The organism is Rahnella victoriana, from assembly GCF_021276285.1.
GTDB lineage: Bacteria > Pseudomonadota > Gammaproteobacteria > Enterobacterales > Enterobacteriaceae > Rahnella > Rahnella victoriana.
Genome location: NZ_CP089919.1, coordinates 4,331,552 through 4,346,343, shown reverse-complemented (window position 1 = coordinate 4,346,343; position 14,792 = coordinate 4,331,552). Strand labels below are relative to the sequence as shown.

Genomic DNA, 14,792 nt, shown 5'->3' with positions numbered 1-14,792 from the left:
GCCGCCCAAAATACGGGCGACCTGCGCCGCCCGGAAAAAGTAAAATTCAGATGAGAACGTTAAAGTGAATGTTCTGTGCGGGCGATAATATCATCCTGAGCCTCCGGCGATAAGGCCGTGAAGAATGCGGAGTAACCCGCCACGCGCACCACCAGGTCGCGATAATTCTGCGGCTCCTCGCGCGCCTTCAGCAATGTCTCGCGAGACACGATGTTGTACTGCACATGCCAGCCGCGATGTTCCTCAAAGAATGTCCGCAGCATCAGCATCAACGTCTGGCGGTCAGTTTCATTTTCCAGCGATGCCGGATTCAGTTTTTGATTGAGTAACACGCCGCCGAGAATGGCTTCTGTCGGCAATTTACCCAGCGAGTTAAACACCGCCGTCGGCCCGAGATGGTCGGTGCCGGAGGCCGGGCTGGCGCCTTCTGCCAGCGGGGTAAAGGCTTTGCGGCCATCCGGTGTGGCGGTGGTTGCCGCACCAAAGGGCACGTTTGCCGAAATGGACGACGTACCCGCGTAATAGGTGCCGCCGACCGGGCCGCGTCCGAAACGGGTATTGTGATAATTCGACAGTTCATCGATATAGCACTGATACGCGCGCACCAGCAGCTGATCCACCTCGTCATGATCGTTGCCATATTTCTCTGCGCCGTTAATCAGACGCTGACGCAGCCGCTCGCCGTCCAGCCCTTCATAATCGGAGGCCAGCGCCTGTGCCAGCTCCTGCTGGCCGATCACGCCCTGATCAAACACCAGTTTTTTCACGGCGGCCAGGCTGTTGCCCAGATTGGCGATCCCGACCTGCAAACCGGACACCCAGTCGTATTTTGCGCCGCCTTGCTTGATGGTTTTTCCGCGTTCGATGCAGTCATCCACCAGCGCCGAACACAGAATATCCTGTGCGTTCTCTTCCAGAACCGTATCGACCACACATTCGATTTCGATGGATTTACGGGTGTAATAACGGATCTGCTGATCCCACTGCGCAAACACCTGTTCGAAGTTATCAAAATTGCCCTGCGACAAACCGCGTTCCTGCGGCAGGAAGCAGGTATGACTTTTCGCGTCGTGACCCTGTTCCATCGCGGCGAGCATCACGCGGGCAAAGTTGATGAAACTCATGCCGGTGCAACGATAGCCCCATTTGCCGCCGACGGCCGTTTCGATGCAGCCGATGGCGGCATAATCGTACGCATCCTGTTTTTCAACGCCCAGCTTAATGAATTCCGCAATGACAATTTCGTCATTATTAAAGGCTGGCATCCCGAATCCGCAGCGGATCACCTGTACGCAGGCATCGAGGAAATCACTGCTCATGCCTGCGTGATAGCGTACGCTGAGATTCGGCTGGGTGGAGCGCAGCTGACCGCAGGATTCCAGCACCGCGTATGACAGCGGATTAACCGCATCAGAGGCCACGCCGTTATGCAGATTCTGTCCGCCGATGGTGACATTCTGATACAGCGGACTGCCCGCTGACGCTTTGGAGTGCGTACCGGAACGGATTTTGTTCACCTCCAGCAATTTCAGCCAGCAGCTTTGCAGCAATTCGATGGCCTGATCGCGCGCCAGCGTCTGTTCCAGCTCAACATCGCGGCGATAGAACGGATAAAGATACTGATCCATACGACCGAATGACACGGAATGGCCGTTGGATTCGATCTGCAAAATCAGCTGAATGAAATAGCACAGTTGCAGTGCCTGCCAGAAATTTTGCGGCGGCTGATGAGCGATGACGTCGCAGTTAGCGGCGATCGTCAGCAACTCGTTGCGGCGCGCCTCGCGGGTTTCGGTGGCGGCCATGTCCCGTGCCTGTTGCGCGAAACGCACGACGTGATCGCTGACCGCAGCCAGCGTGATATCAATGGCTTTCAGCAGTTGTTCTTTATGCAGGTCTTCCCAGTCGGTCAGCTGAATACGGCTGCGGCGCTCGTCCACTTTACTGCGCAACCCGTCCAGACCCCGTTCCAGCAGCAGCGGGAAATTCACCGCCAGATGGGCATCGCCGGAAGTCATATTGCCCTCGGCTTTCACGATGCCGCTGTCAAGCAGGGCTTTCTGTTCATCAGTAAACATGCCATAGCAACGGTCCTGCACGGTCTGACCGCGCCACCACGGGCAGATATCATGCAGAATTTTTTTGTTGGCTTCACTGACTGCAAAACCCGCGCCGGGGCGATCTGCCAGCGCGTCAATTTCGCTTTCGATCCAGCCTACGGTGTATTCCGGGAAAATCGGTGCGGCGCGCACTTCGCTGGCCTGATTCCCCACGATCAGCTCGTCGTGTTTGATCCAGATAGTGCGCTGGCGCAGATGCTCTGCCAGCGCCAGTGCGCGACGGACCGCCAGCGGTTTGTCGGCATGTTGCTGATAAACCTGCGTGTAATGTTGCGCGCGCTCGGTACACACCGGCGGCTTCACGATGTGGATCAGGGCGTCTTTATGGGCACGGATACGGCCGGAAAGGGTGTTCAGATTCAGTTGGGTCATTTTTCTTATCCTCTTAACTGTGCACAAAGCCCTTTTTCTGCGGCGTATTGCTCAGCGAACGTCAGCAGGTCAGGGTCATTTAACGGCTGGCGTGGCGCCAGATAGGGTTGTCCCAGCAGGGCATATTTGTTGATGCCGAGGGTGTGGTAGGGCAAAAAGTGGATGGCGTCGCAGCCGGTTTCTTCCGCAGCAAAATCAACGATCTGGCGAACGGATGCCCGGTCAGCATTAAAATCAGGAATTAACGGCACCCGGACGATCAGTTTTTGTCCGGCCGCCGCCAGCCGACGGAAATTATCTTTCACCCGTCGGGCAGACCCGCCGGTCAGACGCCGGAAAGGCTCGTCGGCGACATGTTTGAGATCGGCCAGCAGCAGATCCAGCGCGCCCAGTGAAGGCTCGATATATTTCCACGGCACATGCAGGCAGCTTTCCACGGCGGTGTGCAGCCCTTCATGGCGGCAGCGTTGCAGCAGTGTCAGCGCAGTCTGTGGCTGCATAAAAGGCTCACCGCCGGAAAGCGTGACGCCGCCACCGGTGCGGGTATAAAAAGGTTTATCGCGCAGGATCTGCTGCATCAGGGCATCAATAGCCGCCTCTTCCCCGCAGACGCTCAATGCGCCGGAAGGGCAGACGTCAGCGATCTGGCTCAAATCGTCAGCCTGAAACTGTTCACGCCGCACGGCAATGTCACCTTTTTCCACGCGGATGGCATGAGGAAAGACCGTCGCACAGTGCTGGCAACCTGCGCTGCACAGACGTGAATCGAACAGCACATCCGGTGCGGCGGAACGGCTTTCCGGGTTTTGGCACCAGGTGCAGCTCAGTGAACAGCCTTTCAGAAAAATGACCGTGCGGATCCCCGGACCATCGTGTGTGGAATAACGCTGTACATTGAAAATCATCTCGACGCTCTCTGAGTCTCGGTTTCTTCTTTCGTAATTTAAAGGCTTTCATTCGAAAGTGATTTTGATGACGATCAACAAACCTTCTGCTTGCAGGCGTACACTCTCTGAACTTTGCATTCACTCACAAGTTTCAGGGAGAAAGTTATGGAGCTGTATCTCGATACTGCCGATGTCACTGCGGTAAAACGTTTGTCGCGCATCCTGCCGTTGCAGGGGGTTACCACCAATCCGAGCATCGTGGCGAAAGAAGGAAAATCGCTGTGGGAAGTGTTGCCCGCGTTGCGTGATGCTCTGGGCGGTAACGGCAAATTGTTCGCGCAGGTCATGGCATCCGACGCCGAACAGATGGTTGCCGAAGCGCTGTTATTGTCGCAACGTGTCTCAGGTTTGGTGGTGAAAGTGCCGGTCACCCGTGAAGGTCTGGCGGCCATTAAGAAACTGAAAAGCATGAATATCCCGACGCTCGGCACGGCGGTGTACGGCGCCGGTCAGGGGTTGCTCTCGGCGCTGGCCGGGGCGGAATATGTCGCGCCGTATGTGAACCGTCTGGATGCGCAGGGCGGTGACGGCATCGCGATGGTGAAAGAATTGCAGACATTGCTCAGTCTGCACGCGCCGCAGTCAAAAGTGCTGGCTGCCAGTTTCAGAACGCCGCGCCAGGCAATGGATTGTCTGCTGGCGGGATGTCAGTCCATCACCTTGCCGGTGGATGTGGCCGAACAACTGCTGAACGCGCCTGCGGTACAGGCAGCGGTGGAAAAATTTGAAGCCGACTGGCAGCAGGCGTTTGGCACCACCACGCTGAGTTAATTGTCCGGCGCATGAACCTACCCGCACAGACCTCTGCTGCGGGTTTTTTTACGTCTGCGGGTTAAGAATTTTCGTATTAATAGTCGAAAATGTGATTTCCCTCCGCAATCAAATATTGACGAATTAAATTTATAAAACTAGCGATCTAAAAAATAGAAACATCGTTTCAATTTATGAAGTGAATCACTTTTATCACTCTGATAAATGGATAACGTAGCGGCATTCGGTAGTCCGTTACTTTTAAATCAGGTGAAAAAATATGCACATTAAACGAGCGATAGAAAAAATCCCTGGCGGGATGATGTTAGTGCCTCTCTTCCTGGGTGCGCTGTGCCATACCTTCGCGCCTGATTCGGGCAAATATTTTGGCTCCTTTACCAACGGACTGATGACCGGCACCGTACCGATTCTGGCGGTGTGGTTTTTCTGCATGGGCGCTTCCATCAAACTCAGCGCGACCGGTACGGTGTTGCGTAAATCCGGCACCTTAGTGGTCACCAAAATTGCGGTCGCGTGGATTGTGGCGGCGGTGGCGTCCCGGTTTATGCCGGAGAATGGCGTGGAGTTCGGATTCTTTGCCGGGCTTTCCGTGCTGGCGCTGGTCGCCTCAATGGACATGACCAACGGCGGCCTGTACGCCTCTGTGATGCAGCAATACGGCACCAAAGAAGAAGCCGGTGCATTTGTGCTGATGTCGCTGGAATCCGGCCCGCTGATGACCATGGTGATCCTCGGCACGGCAGGTATCGCGTCATTCGAGCCACACGTTTTTGTCGGTGCGGTGTTGCCGTTCCTGGTCGGTTTTGGCTTAGGTAATCTTGATCCGGAACTGCGCGAGTTCTTCAGCAAAGCGGTACAAACGCTGATCCCGTTTTTCGCCTTCGCGCTGGGTAACACCATCAACCTGAGCGTGATCGCACAAACGGGTCTGTTAGGCGTAATGCTGGGTGTGGCGGTGATCGTCATCACCGGTATCCCGCTGATCCTTGCCGATAAATTCATCGGTGGCGGCGACGGAACGGCAGGCATTGCCGCCTCCAGTTCCGCCGGTGCGGCGGTCGCCACGCCGGTACTGATTGCAGAAATGGTGCCGCAGTTCAAACCGATTGCTCCGGCCGCCACGGCGCTGGTCGCCACCTCGGTGATTGTGACATCCATCCTGGTGCCGATCCTGACAGCCATGTGGTCAAGAAGAGTGAAGAGCAAAGCGGTGAAAGGCAAAGTGGCGATGGATCCGCCGATGGCAAGTGTGAAATAACGGTTTTAGTTGGGCAAGAGGCATTAACCCGGAAGGTATATGCAGGACAACTCCCTCCCCTGCGAAGGGGAGGGTTGGGGTGGGGTATTAATGACAATTCAATGAGTTAAAGTGTGCTTTGGCTTTTGTGTTGTCTTTAAAACCCCCTCCCGCCTCCCCCTTCGCAGGGGGAGGAGCAAAACCGTATTCACCTTAAGAGTGCAGTCAAAGCACTTTCTCCAGAAACCGCCGCGTGCGTTCATGGCGCGGCCGGTCCAGCACCTGTTCAGCACTTCCGCTTTCCACTACTGCGCCATCGACCATAAACACCACCTGATCTGCCACCTGCCGCGCGAAGCCGATTTCGTGCGTGACCACCACCAGCGTCACGCCGGACTGCGCCAGCTTTTTAATCACATCCAGCACCTCGCCCACCAGTTCCGGATCCAGCGCGGAAGTGGGTTCATCGAACAACATCACTTTCGGATTGAGCGCCAGTGCGCGGGCGATGGCGATTCGTTGCTGCTGGCCGCCGGAAAGGTGGCGCGGCCAGGCATGGGCTTTTTCGCGCAATCCGACGGTATCGAGCAGTTCATAGGCGCGGGCGATGGCCTGTTTGCGCGGGAATAAACCGTGAACCACCGGCGCTTCAATGATGTTATCCAGCACGGTCATGTGCGGAAAAAGATTAAAATTCTGGAACACGTAACCGACGTGCGTACGCTGTTTCAGAATGGCGCGTTCCTTGAGTTCATACAGCGTATCGCCTTTGCGGCGGTAGCCAATGTAATCGCCATCAATCTGGATAAAGCCTTCATCAACCCGCTCCAGATGGTTAATGGTGCGCAGCAGCGTGGATTTCCCCGAACCGGAAGGGCCGAGGATCACGGTCACGGTGCCAGGTTCAATACTCAGGCTGACATTATCCAGCGCTTTGTGTGCGCCGTAGTATTTGCTCAGATTATGGATATCGATACGCCCGACGGTGGCGGCCTGCGGCTTATGCAAAAACAGGCGTTCTGCGGGGGCGTCTGCCGGACGGTTAACGAATAAATCAAAGGCTTCAGACATACGGTTTTCCCTTTATTAAGAACGGGCGGTGCGCCACAGACGCAGGCGTTGTAAAGGCGTTGGCGCGACCTGCCGCACCGTGCCACGCGCGAAATAACGTTCGACGTAATACTGTAATACCGACAACACGGTGGTGATCAGCAGATACCAGATGGTGGCGACCATCAGCAGCGGAATGACCTGTTGCGTGCGGTTGTAAATCACCTGCACGGTGTAAAACAGCTCCGGCATCGACAGCACATAAACGATCGACGTGCCTTTCGCCAGACTGATCACCTCGTTAAAGCCGGTCGGCAGAATGGAGCGCAGCGCCTGCGGCAAAATAATGCGGAAGGTGCGGCGGTAAGCCGGTAACCCTAAAGCCGCCGCCGCTTCATGCTGACCGTGTTCTACGCCCAAAATGCCGCCGCGAATGATTTCTGCGGTATAGGCCGACTGCACCAGCGACAAGCCGAGTACGGCGACGGAAAACTGATCCAGCAAATTGACGGTCGGCGTGCTGAAAAAGGAAATCGTGGTGAACGGAATGCCAAGGGAAAGGTTGTCGTACAGATAGGAAAAGTTATAGAGGATGATCAGCACCAGCAGCAGAGGCAGAGAACGGAACAGCCAGATATACCCCCAGGCAAGGGCGTTGAGCAGGTACGATTTCGACAGGCGGGCGAGGGCCAGCACGGTGCCAAAAATCACGCCAAACACCGTGCCGAGCAGCGTCAGCAACAGCGTTTTACCCAGCCCTGACAAAATCACCGGATCAAAAAACCACTGACGAAACACGCCCCATTCCCAGCGGGAATTCGTCGCAATCGACTGGATAATCCCCAGCAGAATGAACACGGAAAACACCGCACCGGCCAGCCGCCACGGATAACGCGCGGGCACCACTTTCAGCGGGGGATGACGTACAGATGAAGGGGCATTTTCGCTCATAACGTTCTCTTTCTGTCAGGTTGCAGTTCAGGTGACGGGAACGTCAGCTGTCAGCGCCTTGGTAAACGGCAGGCGTCCGTCATACGGCGGACGGGAAAACACTTCCGGATCCAGACGGGTATCAAACTGTGGCTGATAGCCGTGGGATAAATACAGTCCGACGGCTTCCGGTTGACGGAAACCGGTGGTCAGAAACACCTGCCGGTAACCGTACGCAGCGGCACGGCGTTCCAGTTCATGCAGGATTTTTTGCGCCAGTCCCTGACGGCGCAGCGACCGGTGAGTCCAGATACGCTTCAGCTCGGCGGTCTGCTCGTCGTAGCGTTTGTACGCGCCCATGGCAATGGGCGCGCCGTTTCTCAGCAGAACAATGAACGTGCCATCGGGCGCAGAGAACACACTGTTATCTTCCGGTGGCTGGCTTGAGAAAAAATCGCCGTAGCGGTCGCGATATTCACCGAATAATCCTTCGATCACCGGCGCAATCAGCGGGTCTTCCGGCGCAATCTGAATAAAAACGTCTTCGCTCATTGTTCGTGCTCCTGATCAGTCGCCCAGTCCCGGCGGATTAATTTCTGAATGGTCAATTTTCTCGACACTTTCACCCCAGCGATCCAGTACTTTGATATAAGCACCGCTGGCGATGGCACTGTTCAGCGATGCCTGCACGGCATCCACCAGTCCGTTACCTTTTTTCAGGGTGACAGCGATATTGGCCGTTTTCGGCCAGCCGCCGGGCACGGTGCCGACCAGTTTGGTTTTGCCGGTCAGCAGGGCTTTATACGCACCGGTGACGTTAGGGCCGAAGGTGGCATCGGCACGACCGGACTGGATCGCCAGCGTTGCAGCGGCGTCATCGGTGACATATTGCGGCTTGAGCGCCGGTAATCCTTTGGCCTGATTCTCTTTGTCCCAGGCCAGCAACACCGCTTCCTGATTGGTGCCGGAGCCGACGATAATGCGTTTACCGGCGATGTCCGGCGCAGAAGTAATGGACGTGATTTTGCTGTCACTTTTCACGTAAAAGCCCAGCGTGTCCTGACGATAGGTCGCGAAATCAAACTTAGTTTTGCGGTCTTTGGTGACGGTGATGTTATAGATCGCCGCATCGTATTTTCCGGAAGTGACGCCGAGCGGCCAGTCCTCCCACGAGGCGGGCACCACCTTGAGTTTCAGGCCCAAACCGTCGGCGACCAGACGGGCGATATCCGCTTCGCTGCCGATCACGGTTTTATTGTCGCGGGCATACAGGCCGAACGGCGGTGCGCTGCCGAGAACCGCCAGCGCCACGGTCAGCGTGCCGGGTTCAACAAACTTAAAATTGGCCGGAATTTTGGCCGCGGCTTCAGCACTTTTCGGCGTATGAATTGGCGTTTCATTGGCAATCAGATCTATTCCCGGCGCGGCCTGTGCCACCGCAGAAAAACTCAATAATGCGGCGATGGTGGTCGCGGTGAAAGTGGCGCTATGTTTCATCATTATTCTGTTTACCCTGCATTCTTATTGTTTATGGTGATTATCGTGTGGTGACGTTTTCACTATTCCCGAGTGTTACAGGGATGTAAAACAACAAAATTAAATAATCAAAGAGATAAAGTAGAAATACATGACGGCATAAAATAACCACGAAAAATGCCCGGAATAACCGGGCATGAGAGAATAAGATCAGGAATGAAAAGGTTATTTTTCGCTTAATTCCCGCAGTGCTTTTTCCGCTAACTGCTGAAAATAATTGGCCGCCGGATAAATGGCCGATTCATCCGGATTAAATTGCGGATGATGCAATCCGAAATCGCTGGCCGAGCCGATGCTGACAAACGCCCCAGGCACATGATGCAGATAAAAAGCAAAGTCTTCACCGCCCATCTGCGCCTGCGCCACTTGCGCGTTGTACCCAAAATCGGCGGCCGCCTGTAATGCAAAATCCGCCCAGCGTGGCGTATTCACCACCGCAGGCGGCCCGCCGAACCAGTGCAGTTCCGCTTTCGCGCCCAGTGCCTCGGCCACGCCGGTGATCACCTTGCGGATCCGCTGCGGGATCTGTTCACGGATAACGCTGCTGTAGGTGCGCACCGTTCCTTCCAGTTCGACCGTTTGCGGCAACACATTCCAGGTATTGCCACCTTCGATGCGGGTGACGCTGACCACCGCCGCATCCTGCGCACTGACGTTGCGGCTGACCACGGTTTGCAGCGCGGTCACGATATGGCTGGCGGTGACAATACTGTCAGTGCCTTCTTCGGGATGAGCGGCGTGCGCGCCTTTGCCGGTGACGGTGATCTGGAAGCGGTCAACATTGGCATAAAATGCGCCGCCTTTGGTTTCAAAGGTTCCGACCGGCAGTTCCGGCGCATTGTGCAGGCCGAAAATCGCATCGACGTTGACCAGCGCACCGGCTTTGATCAGCTGCGATGCGCCGCCAAACCGTTCCTCGGCAGGCTGGAAAAACAGGCGCACGCGGCCGGGGAGTTGGTCTTCGCGTGCTTTAAGTAAATAAGCCGCGCCGAGAATCACCGAGGTGTGGAAATCATGGCCGCAGGCGTGCATCACGCCGGGCTGTTGCGAACTGAACGGCACGCCGGAGGCTTCTTCAATCGGCAGGGCATCGATGTCACCGCGCAACGCCACCACCGGTCCGGTCTGCGGGCCGATTTCTGCAACGACGCCGGTTTTCAGGCCAAGTGATAAAATGCGGATCCCGGCGGCATTCAGCCACTCCGTTATTTTTTGCGTGGTCACAAATTCCTGATTGGATAATTCAGGGTGCTGATGTAATTCACGGCGATAAGCGATGAGTGTTTCTTCTAATCCTGACGGAGTGCCGGAGGTGATATTTTTCGTGTCTTCTGCAAGTGAAATGCTCATAGCGAAATAACCCTATTGTCTGATAATGCGTGTTCAGGAGAGGTAGCAGGTCATTTCATGCTAGTCAGCACGGTGAGAATAACTAAATACTCAGTCGCTATAATTTATAGTCATTTTGCACAGCGCGGTGCATAGCAAAATACTGACTATAGAAACGTGTTTTTATTATTTAGCTTTACCCTTATTTCATGGAACTCTTTTTATCACGACGGATAAAAAGGAATACCCAGGTGAATTACCGACTGAGTTTATTAGACCAAAGCCCGATTAATGAAGGGCAGACGGCGGCGCAGGCACTGAATGCCACGCTGACCTTTGCGCAGGCCGCCGAACGGCTGGGCTATCACCGTTTATGGGTATCGGAACATCACGACGCTGAAAAGCTGGCGGGCAGTTCGCCGGAAGTGCTGATTGCCTGGCTGCTGGCGCACACCTCCCGGCTGCGCATCGGTTCCGGCGGGGTGATGCTGCAACATTACAGCCCGTATAAAGTGGCGGAAAATTTCCATCTGTTGTCATCACTGGCTCCGGATCGCGTGGATATCGGCATCGGCAAAGCGCCCGGCGGTTTACCGCTGTCGACCAAAGCGTTACGCGCCCATGCACCGGCCGAATCAGCGCCCGGTTTCCCGGCGCAGTTACAGCAACTGACGCATTATCTGACGCATCTTGATGATCATCTGGCGGGCACCGAAGCCCGTGCATTGCCGCGTCCGCCGGTTGCGCCGCAGCGATTTCTGCTCGGTGCCAGCAAAGAAAGCGCCCGTCTGGCGGCGTCGCTGGGCTGGAACTTTGTGTTCGCCGGTTTTATCAATGCCTCCGCCGAAGCGATGACCGAATCGGTGCTGGCCTTCCACGAATATTCCGCCGGACAAGGGCAGGCGCTGGTCAGTCTGGCGGTGCTGGCGGCTGAAACCCGCGAGCTGGCCGCTGAAAAGGTGGCCGAACGACATAATTTTCGCGTCACGGTGGGCGACCGCCATGTCACCGTCGGCTCCCGCGAACAGGCGGAAGCCTTTGTGCGGCAGTCCGGTGCGACGCAATACCATATCGAACAACAGCAGATCAGCGTGCTGCACGGCACGCCGGGCGATATCCATCAGCAACTGCGCGATATCCAGCGCCGCCTGTGCGTGAACGAATTTATCATTCATACCCCACTGACCGAGGCCGATGTGCGTCTCAAATCCATCGAATTGCTGGCTGGCCAGCTGTAAGGAGATTTCATGAGCCATTCAAAAAGTATCAAGCTGGGTCTGATGTTGCACGGTGCCGGCGGGCATATGAATTCGTGGCGTCACGAAAAAGCGCCCGCGGATGCCAGTGTTAATTTCCCGTATTTCCGCGATCTGGCGCTGCGCGCGGAAGCCGCCGGTTTTGATTTCCTGTTTGTGGCCGACGGTCTGCATATCAATGAAAAATCGCTGCCGCATTTTCTTAACCGTTTCGAGCCGGTGGCGTTGTTGTCGGCGCTGGCGTCAGCGACGCACAGCATCGGGCTGGCGGGCACCATTTCGACCTCCTACAGCGATCCCTTTACCGTGGCGCGTCAGCTGGCATCCATCGACAATATCAGTCAGGGAAGGGCGGGCTGGAATGTGGTGACATCGCCGCTGGCCGGTTCAGCGAAAAACTTCGGTAAAGATCATCCTGAACACGCACTGCGTTATCAGATTGCCGAGGAGTACATCAACGTGGTGCAGGGGCTGTGGGATTCGTGGGAAGACGGCGCCTTTGTGCGGGATCGCGAAAGCGGCGTGTTCTTCGATGCCGCAAAGCTGCATAAACTCAATCATCAGGGACAGTTTTTCTCGGTGGAAGGGCCGCTGAATATTCAGCGCTCGCCGCAGGGACAGCCGGTGATTTTCCAGGCTGGCGCTTCAGATGCCGGGATCGCGCTGGCAGGTAAATCCGCCGATGCGGTGTTTACCAATGCCCGTTCCCTGGAAGAAGCGCAGGAATACGCGGCAAAATTACAGGCACAGGTCAGCAAAAATGGCCGTCATCCGGTGGGCATCTTCCCCGGTATCAGCCCGATTGTTGGCAAAACCGAACAAGAAGCCGAGGCGAAATATCAGTATCTGCTGTCGCTGTTGTCACTGGACGATGCGCTGGCGTATCTCGGCCGTTTCTTCGACCACCACGATTTCAGCCAGTATCCGCCCGACGGCCCGTTCCCGGATCTGGGTGATCTGGGGCAGAACACCTTCCGCTCCACCACCGACAGCATCAAGAAACGGGCGCGGGAAGAGCACCTCACGCTGCGGGAAGTGGCGTATCAGGCCACGTTGCCGCGCGGCGAATTCTTCGGCACGCCGGAGCAGGTGGCCGACCGGCTGATCCGCTGGGTGGAAGAGGGCGGTGCCAGCGGATTCATCATCAGTGGCCCGGTGCTGACCGAGGCGCTGGACGACATTACCCGGCTGGTGTTACCGGTGCTGGCAGCACGCGGCTACTGGCATCCGTCGGAAGCCACGACGCTGCGCGAGCGTTTAGATATTCCGTTCAAAACCAACCGTTACAGCGTGCAGGGATCCGTTCGCGAGGCGGTGAGCATAAAATAGTTACAACATACTTTAGCTTTTGTCTCAGCCCGCTCCGGTGACCCGGTGCGGGCTTTTTGTTTTGCAGGTTTTTATCGGCAGACACCGCGGCGGGGTTGCCTGTCTGAACAATTGGGCGTACGCTTTCCGCAATTAAAAAACGATCGGTCTAAATGATGAGTGAGACCCTTACAACTGATATCAGGCCCCGTCGCGGGCGTCCGCCAAGAACGGAACGCGAGTTCACGGATACCCGTGAGGCATTGATCCGTTCGGGTCTGGAAGTCATCACAGAAACGGGTTACCTGTCGGCGGGCATTGACACGGTGATCAAAAATATCGCGGTGCCGAAAGGCTCGTTTTATCACTATTTCAAAAGTAAGCAGGATTTCGGCATGGCCGTGCTGATGGCTTACGGATCGTTTTTCGCCCATAAACTCGATAAATTTCTGCTCAATACTGAGCTGCCGCCGCTGCAACGCATCGATGATTTTGTGGCGCATGCCGGGCAGGGAATGGCGAAGTTTGAATTCAGACGCGGCTGTCTGGTCGGCAATTTATTGCAGGAGTCCCCGCTGCTGCCGGACGATTTTCCGCAAACGCTGAAAGCCATTTTAGGCGAGTGGGAAATCCGCATCGCCGCGTGCCTGGAGGAAGCCCGGCAGACGGGAGATATCACCAGCACCACTCAGACCGCGCAACTGGCGCAGATATTCTGGTCCGGCTGGGAGGGGGCGGTGATGCGCGCAAAACTGTTCCGTTCTGCCGACCCGCTTAATCAGTTCTGGGCGTATTTCCGCCACAGCATTCAGTAATTTCTTACGCATAAATTCGAAAAACAGCACCTGCAATCATGACGTGAGTCATCGCATCACTCACGACAAAAACGTCAAACGCCTGAAATCATAAAGGGACAAAAATGAAAGCATTGGTTCTCGAGCAACAAGATAAGGCCACACTGGCCGCCGTGAAAGACATCGCGCTGCCGCAGATGGCGGAAGGCGACGTGCTGGTGGATATCAGCTGGTCAGGTCTGAATTATAAAGATGCGCTGGCAATCACCGGTCAGGGCAAAATCATCCGCCAGTTCCCGATGGTGCCGGGCATTGATTTCGCCGGCCACGTGAGCCACAGCAATGACCCGCGTTTTTCCGTCGGGCAATCTGTCATTCTGACCGGCTGGGGTGTGGGCGAAACGCACTGGGGCGGTCTGGCTGAGCAGGCCTGTGTTAAAGGCGACTGGCTGGTGGCATTGCCGGAAGGGCTGGCCGCACGTAACGCGATGATTATCGGCACAGCCGGTTTCACCGCCATGCTGTGCGTGATGGCGCTGGAAGAGGCGGGCGTCACGCCGGAAAGCGGCACGGTGCTGGTCACCGGTGCCAGCGGCGGCGTCGGCAGCACGGCAGTCGCGTTATTGCATACGCTCGGCTATACCGTGGCGGCGGTGACGGGTCGCGAATCGACTCATGATTACCTGCGTAAACTCGGTGCCAGCGAGATCCTCTCACGGGATGATTTTGCCGAAACCCGTCCGCTGGAAAAACAACTCTGGGCGGGGGCGGTGGATACCGTCGGGGATAAAGTGCTGGCGAAAGTGCTGGCACAAACCAACTACGGCGGCTGCGTGGCGGCCTGCGGTCTGGCGGGGGGCTTCAACCTGCCGACCACCGTGATGCCGTTTATCCTGCGTAATGTCCGGCTGCAGGGCGTGGATTCCGTTTCCGTGCCTGCGGAGCGCCGTGCGGCGGTCTGGGAACGTCTGCAGAACACGCTGCCGGAAAGTTTCTATCAGCAGGCAGCAACGGAAATTACGCTGGAACAGACTCCGGCCGTTGCGGCGGATTTCCTCAGTAACAAAATTCAGGGACGCACGCTGGTGAAAATCGGCGACTAACCTGTTTCACCCGGTATCCCTGGCGATACCGGGATCTTT

The 14,792-nt window shown here is 56.2% G+C and carries 13 protein-coding genes; 6 read left to right on the top strand and 7 right to left on the bottom strand.

What is annotated here, in order from left to right; translation table 11 throughout:
- Nucleotides 1–59: 59 nt before the first annotated feature.
- The gene (locus J9880_RS19935) at nucleotides 60–2,492 is read right to left on the bottom strand and encodes a formate C-acetyltransferase/glycerol dehydratase family glycyl radical enzyme (RefSeq protein ID WP_232769839.1); all 2,433 of its coding nucleotides are present in this window, start codon (nucleotides 2,490–2,492) and stop codon (nucleotides 60–62) included.
- Nucleotides 2,493–2,497: 5 nt separating this feature from the next.
- Entirely contained in the window at nucleotides 2,498–3,397 is a 900-nt protein-coding gene (locus J9880_RS19930; RefSeq protein WP_133823386.1) for a glycyl-radical enzyme activating protein, read from the bottom strand.
- A gap of 147 nt (nucleotides 3,398–3,544) precedes the next feature.
- On the opposite strand from J9880_RS19930, the gene fsa reads away from it, so the two are divergent.
- Entirely contained in the window at nucleotides 3,545–4,210 is a 666-nt protein-coding gene (gene fsa / locus J9880_RS19925) for a fructose-6-phosphate aldolase (RefSeq protein WP_095921687.1), read from the top strand.
- A gap of 259 nt (nucleotides 4,211–4,469) precedes the next feature.
- The gene (kdgT, locus tag J9880_RS19920; RefSeq protein ID WP_095921688.1) at nucleotides 4,470–5,468 is read left to right on the top strand and encodes a 2-keto-3-deoxygluconate transporter; all 999 of its coding nucleotides are present in this window, start codon (nucleotides 4,470–4,472) and stop codon (nucleotides 5,466–5,468) included.
- A 204-nt stretch (nucleotides 5,469–5,672) separates the two neighbouring features.
- Here the strand turns inward: kdgT and J9880_RS19915 are convergent, their stop codons facing one another.
- The 5 genes from J9880_RS19915 to J9880_RS19895 form a co-directional block, all read right to left on the bottom strand.
- A complete protein-coding gene (locus J9880_RS19915; RefSeq protein WP_232769838.1) occupies nucleotides 5,673–6,518 on the bottom strand; it encodes an amino acid ABC transporter ATP-binding protein in 846 nt (281 codons plus the stop codon).
- 15 nt (nucleotides 6,519–6,533) lie between these two features.
- On the bottom strand, nucleotides 6,534–7,448 hold the full coding sequence (locus J9880_RS19910) for an amino acid ABC transporter permease (protein ID WP_095921689.1): 915 nt from the start codon (nucleotides 7,446–7,448) through the stop codon (nucleotides 6,534–6,536).
- Nucleotides 7,449–7,475: 27 nt separating this feature from the next.
- Nucleotides 7,476–7,979: a GNAT family N-acetyltransferase gene (locus tag J9880_RS19905; RefSeq protein WP_095921690.1), complete on the bottom strand. Its 504-nt coding sequence runs from the start codon at nucleotides 7,977–7,979 to the stop codon at nucleotides 7,476–7,478.
- 15 nt (nucleotides 7,980–7,994) lie between these two features.
- The gene (locus J9880_RS19900; protein WP_195817031.1) at nucleotides 7,995–8,924 is read right to left on the bottom strand and encodes an ABC transporter substrate-binding protein; all 930 of its coding nucleotides are present in this window, start codon (nucleotides 8,922–8,924) and stop codon (nucleotides 7,995–7,997) included.
- 204 nt (nucleotides 8,925–9,128) lie between these two features.
- Nucleotides 9,129–10,313 carry a M20 peptidase aminoacylase family protein gene (locus J9880_RS19895; protein ID WP_095921692.1) on the bottom strand — a complete coding sequence of 395 codons (1,185 nt, stop codon included), beginning with the start codon at nucleotides 10,311–10,313 and terminating at the stop codon, nucleotides 9,129–9,131.
- Between the two features lie 230 nt (nucleotides 10,314–10,543).
- Here J9880_RS19895 and J9880_RS19890 point away from each other — a divergent pair, with 230 nt between their 5' ends.
- From J9880_RS19890 to acuI, 4 genes are all read left to right on the top strand, one after another.
- On the top strand, nucleotides 10,544–11,530 hold the full coding sequence (locus J9880_RS19890; RefSeq protein WP_119827320.1) for an MsnO8 family LLM class oxidoreductase: 987 nt from the start codon (nucleotides 10,544–10,546) through the stop codon (nucleotides 11,528–11,530).
- Nucleotides 11,531–11,539: 9 nt separating this feature from the next.
- A complete protein-coding gene (locus J9880_RS19885) occupies nucleotides 11,540–12,877 on the top strand; it encodes an LLM class flavin-dependent oxidoreductase (protein ID WP_119827318.1) in 1,338 nt (445 codons plus the stop codon).
- 155 nt (nucleotides 12,878–13,032) lie between these two features.
- A complete protein-coding gene (acuR, locus tag J9880_RS19880; protein WP_229920955.1) occupies nucleotides 13,033–13,671 on the top strand; it encodes an acrylate utilization transcriptional regulator AcuR in 639 nt (212 codons plus the stop codon).
- Nucleotides 13,672–13,775: 104 nt separating this feature from the next.
- Nucleotides 13,776–14,753: an acrylyl-CoA reductase (NADPH) gene (acuI, locus tag J9880_RS19875; protein ID WP_232769837.1), complete on the top strand. Its 978-nt coding sequence runs from the start codon at nucleotides 13,776–13,778 to the stop codon at nucleotides 14,751–14,753.
- Nucleotides 14,754–14,792 lie beyond the last annotated feature (39 nt).

Excerpts from the sequence above, each read along its gene's own strand:
- fsa (WP_095921687.1), top strand. The coding sequence starts at position 3,545 with ATGGAGCTGTATCTCGATACTGCCGATGTCACTGCGGTAAAACGTTTG.
- J9880_RS19930 (WP_133823386.1), bottom strand. The coding sequence starts at position 3,397 with ATGATTTTCAATGTACAGCGTTATTCCACACACGATGGTCCGGGGATC.
- J9880_RS19895 (WP_095921692.1), bottom strand. The coding sequence starts at position 10,313 with ATGAGCATTTCACTTGCAGAAGACACGAAAAATATCACCTCCGGCACT.
- kdgT (WP_095921688.1), top strand. The coding sequence starts at position 4,470 with ATGCACATTAAACGAGCGATAGAAAAAATCCCTGGCGGGATGATGTTA.
- J9880_RS19910 (WP_095921689.1), bottom strand. The coding sequence starts at position 7,448 with ATGAGCGAAAATGCCCCTTCATCTGTACGTCATCCCCCGCTGAAAGTG.
- J9880_RS19915 (WP_232769838.1), bottom strand. The coding sequence starts at position 6,518 with ATGTCTGAAGCCTTTGATTTATTCGTTAACCGTCCGGCAGACGCCCCC.
- acuI (WP_232769837.1), top strand. The coding sequence starts at position 13,776 with ATGAAAGCATTGGTTCTCGAGCAACAAGATAAGGCCACACTGGCCGCC.
- J9880_RS19885 (WP_119827318.1), top strand. The coding sequence starts at position 11,540 with ATGAGCCATTCAAAAAGTATCAAGCTGGGTCTGATGTTGCACGGTGCC.
- J9880_RS19905 (WP_095921690.1), bottom strand. The coding sequence starts at position 7,979 with ATGAGCGAAGACGTTTTTATTCAGATTGCGCCGGAAGACCCGCTGATT.
- acuR (WP_229920955.1), top strand. The coding sequence starts at position 13,033 with ATGAGTGAGACCCTTACAACTGATATCAGGCCCCGTCGCGGGCGTCCG.
- J9880_RS19900 (WP_195817031.1), bottom strand. The coding sequence starts at position 8,924 with ATGAAACATAGCGCCACTTTCACCGCGACCACCATCGCCGCATTATTG.
- J9880_RS19935 (WP_232769839.1), bottom strand. The coding sequence starts at position 2,492 with ATGACCCAACTGAATCTGAACACCCTTTCCGGCCGTATCCGTGCCCAT.